Source organism: Actinoplanes sp. NPDC051633, from assembly GCF_040681735.1.
Taxonomy (GTDB): domain Bacteria; phylum Actinomycetota; class Actinomycetes; order Mycobacteriales; family Micromonosporaceae; genus Actinoplanes.
In genome coordinates, this window is record NZ_JBFAZH010000846.1 from 1 (window position 1) to 3445 (window position 3445).

Annotated in this window: 4 protein-coding genes; 3 read left to right on the forward strand and 1 reads right to left on the reverse strand. The window is 72.7% G+C overall.

The features are described 5' to 3' along the window. From cobJ to AB0M20_RS33180, 3 genes are all read left to right on the forward strand, one after another. A partial coding sequence (gene cobJ, locus AB0M20_RS33170; protein ID WP_364304282.1) for a precorrin-3B C(17)-methyltransferase occupies positions 1–731 on the forward strand: 731 nt, incomplete at its 5' end. A 26-nt stretch (positions 732–757) separates the two neighbouring features. After that, entirely contained in the window at positions 758–1876 is a 1119-nt protein-coding gene (locus AB0M20_RS33175; RefSeq protein ID WP_364304283.1) for an epoxide hydrolase, read from the forward strand. 71 nt (positions 1877–1947) lie between these two features. Beyond that, positions 1948–2511 (forward strand): pyridoxamine 5'-phosphate oxidase family protein, encoded by a 564-nt coding sequence (locus tag AB0M20_RS33180; protein ID WP_364304284.1) that lies wholly within the window; start codon positions 1948–1950, stop codon positions 2509–2511. Positions 2512–2561: 50 nt separating this feature from the next. Here AB0M20_RS33180 and AB0M20_RS33185 read toward each other — a convergent pair. Next, positions 2562–3445: hypothetical protein (locus AB0M20_RS33185; RefSeq protein ID WP_364304285.1), on the reverse strand; the 884-nt coding region annotated here is incomplete at its 5' end.

The following is a 3445-nucleotide window of genomic DNA, read 5'->3' on the forward strand; positions in this document are numbered from 1 at the left end:
GGCTGGGGCCCGGTGATCCGCGGTGGCTCACACCGGAGGCTCGGGAAGCGCTCGCGGCGGCGGACGACGTTGTCGGGTATGGGCCCTATGTGGACCGGGTGCCCGTGGTTGCGGGGCAGCGCCGGCACTCGTCCGACAATCGGGTGGAGGCCGAGCGGGCCGCGTTCGCCCTGGATCTGGCGAGGCGCGGCCGGCGGGTGGCGGTCGTGTCGTCCGGTGATCCCGGAGTCTTCGCGATGGCGGCCGCGGTGTTGGAGGCGGCCGAGGATCCGCAGTGGAAGGACGTGCCGGTCCGAATCGTGTCCGGGCTGACCGCGGCGCAGGCGGTGGCCGGCCGGGCCGGGGCGCCGCTCGGGCACGACTTCTGCGTGCTGTCGCTGTCCGACCGGCTCAAGCCGTGGCAGGTCATCGCCGCCCGGCTGACCGCTGCCGCGAGCGCCGACCTGGTGATCGCGATCTACAACCCGGCGTCGCGCAGCCGCACCGCGCAGCTGGCCGAGGCGCGGAGGCTGCTGCTCGAGCAGCGCGCACCGGAGACGCCGGTGGTCGTCGGCCGCGACGTCGGCGGCCCGGCCGAGGAGGTGCGGGTGACGACCCTCGCGGAGCTCGACCCGGCCACCGTCGACATGCGGTGCCTGCTGATCGTCGGGTCCAGCCGCACCCGAGCGGTGGCGCGGGCCGACGGGTCCACGTTCGTCTACACGCCCCGCACCTATCCGGACGAAAACTGACCGCAATGGCGCCTAGCGTCGGTGACATGGAGCCATTCCGTATCGACATCCCCCAGTCCGAGATCGACGACCTGCGTGACCGCCTCTCCCGCATCCGCTGGACGCCGCAGCTGCCCGGTGAGCAGAGCCGTCGGGGTGTTCCGGTGGATCGCCTGCGGGAGCTGGCCGGTTATTGGCGTGACGAGTTCGACTGGCGCGCCCAGGAGCGGCGGCTCAACGAGTTCCCGCAGTTCACCACGGAGATCGACGGGCAGGAGCTGCATTTCCTGCACGTCCGGTCGAAGCGGCCCGACGCCGTTCCGGTGATCCTCACGCACGGCTGGCCGAACTCGTTCGTCGAGTTCCGCGACTTGATCGGGCCGCTGACCGAGCGCGGCTTCGACGTGGTGGTGCCGTCGGTGCCGGGCTTCGGGTTCTCCGCGCCGCCGCGCGAGACAGGCTTCACGACCGAGCGGGTCGCGCGGATGTGGGCCGAGTTGATGCGCCGGCTCGGGTACGACCGGTACGGCACGCAGGGCGGGGACCTGGGCGCATACGTGGCGCCCGAGGTGGCCAAGGCAGCTCCGGACAACGTGGCCGGGGTATATGTGATCGCCGGGCTGGGCTTCCCGACCGAGGCGGACCTCCCGGAGATGACCGAGGAGGAGCGGGCGGCGTTCGCGGAGATGCAAAAGGCGGACTGGATGTCCGGTGTGGACCATCACGCCTTGCTTCGGGCGGCTCCGCAGACCTTCGCCTACGGGTGGCACGACTCGCCGGTGGCCGCGCTCGCGTGGATGGTGCAGAAGTTCACCGAGTTCTCGGTCTCGTCCGAGCCTCTCGACGAGGTGATCGACCGCGACGCGCTGCTGACGAACCTGAGCGTCTACTGGTTCACGCGGACGTTCGGGTCGTCGTCGTGGCCCATGTACGACTCGGCCGGGTTCGCGTGGCCGGCGGGGCAGACGGCGGCGCCGACCGGCGTCTTCACCGGCCCACCGGGCATCCGCCGCTTCGCGGAGCGGACGAACGACATCATCCACTGGCCGGAGCACAACCCGTCCGGCCACCACTTCGTCGCGATGGACGCCCCGGACGCCATGGCCGCCGACATGGCCGAGTTCTTCGCCAAGGTGCGCGAGAGGGAGGGACGAAGCGCAGGGTGAAAGCGCAGGGTGAGAGCAGGGCGAACGCGCGCGGCGACGCCGGGTGAGACGTCGGGGGAGGGGGACGCGGGGTGAGTGCGCTTGGGCGCTGGGCCGGGCGGATCATTCGCTCGGTCGGTGTGCGGCGCGCACGCGCGGCTCCGGCCGATGTTCTGGCGGCGGCGGTCGCGGTGATGCGGGCGAAGAAGTACTGCCTGCTGGTCACCACCACGCCGGCCGGGACCAACGCGCGGGTCGTGCAGCCCTTCCGGCCGCGCCGGGGTTCCCTGGCCGTGCACATCGGCACCTCACCGCGGTCACGCAAGGTTGCCGAGATCCGCGAGACCGGCAACGCGCTGCTGGTCTACGAGCGGGACCGGGACGCAGCGTGCGTCGTCGCGCATTGCACCGCCGAGATCCTCGACGACGAGCGGGGCCGCGAGCGCTGGTTCATGCCGACGTGGCGCGCCTTCTGGCCCGACGGCCCGGAGACCGTGGGGACACCGGACCAGCCCGGGTTCGTGGTGGTGCGGCTCACGCCCTACGCGCTGGAGGTCTGGGACGGACGACGCGGCATCACGCCGCGGCCGTTCGGCTTGGCGAGCGCCCGCCTGGAACGCGACGGCGACCACTGGCGACATCTCGCCGATAGCTGAGGGCAGAGCCGGTGCAGTCAGATCGGCAAGGCGGAGGCCCGAGCTCAAGGTCAGCCCACCGAGATGCGCACCGGCTCCGGCCCGGTGACGGTCACCCGTCCGCCGTCGACCCGGCCGCGGTCGGCCGTCAGCCGATCGGTGTCGAACACCGCGACGCTCGACGGCTGCGTCGGCCGCAGGACCACCGCCGACTCCTCCAGGGCCACGAGCTCACAGGTGGTGCTGGTCAGGACCGCGTCGCCGACGGGGAGGTTCGCGGGCAGGATGATCCCGGCGCGGGCGTCCAGGCGGAGCCTGAGGTCGCCGAGCAGGAACGCGGCCGGGCTCGGAGACACGTTGAGCACGTGGATCAGCCCGCGTCCGTGCGGATCGCCGGTGACCACGGCGATGACTCCCGGAACGTCCGGGACGGGTCGCAGACCCGGCGTCGCGCCCAGCCATTGCACCTGGTCGCGCCAGAAGCCGAGGTGGCACGGGTAGTCGGCGGCCAGCACGACGGCCCGCCCGGCGCCCGCGGTCAGCCGGTGGCCGCACGGCTCGCCCGAGCCCACTTCGACCAGCAACGGCTCCCCGGCACAGGACAGCGACTGCGCATAGCCGACCCGCACCTCCGGAAGGCCGGGGCCGGCGACCGAGGTGAAGTAGTCGTGCGACGCGGGAAACAGCGACCCGCTCCGCACGCCCAGCGCGTCGGCCAGGATGGTGCACGGCCTCCCGTCCAGGTCGCTGTCCGGCAGCACACCGCTGAGCAGCAGGCTCCCGCCGCCGAGGACGTGGTCGGCCAGCCGCCGCTGCACGTCCGCAGGCAGGTACCGCGGACTGCCGAGCGCGACCACCCGGGGCAGCGCGGCGTCGGTCTGCAGGTCGACCGCCGGGTACGTGTACCCGGCGAGCAGCAGCGCCCGCGCCATGATGTCCCGCGGGCCCATGCCCC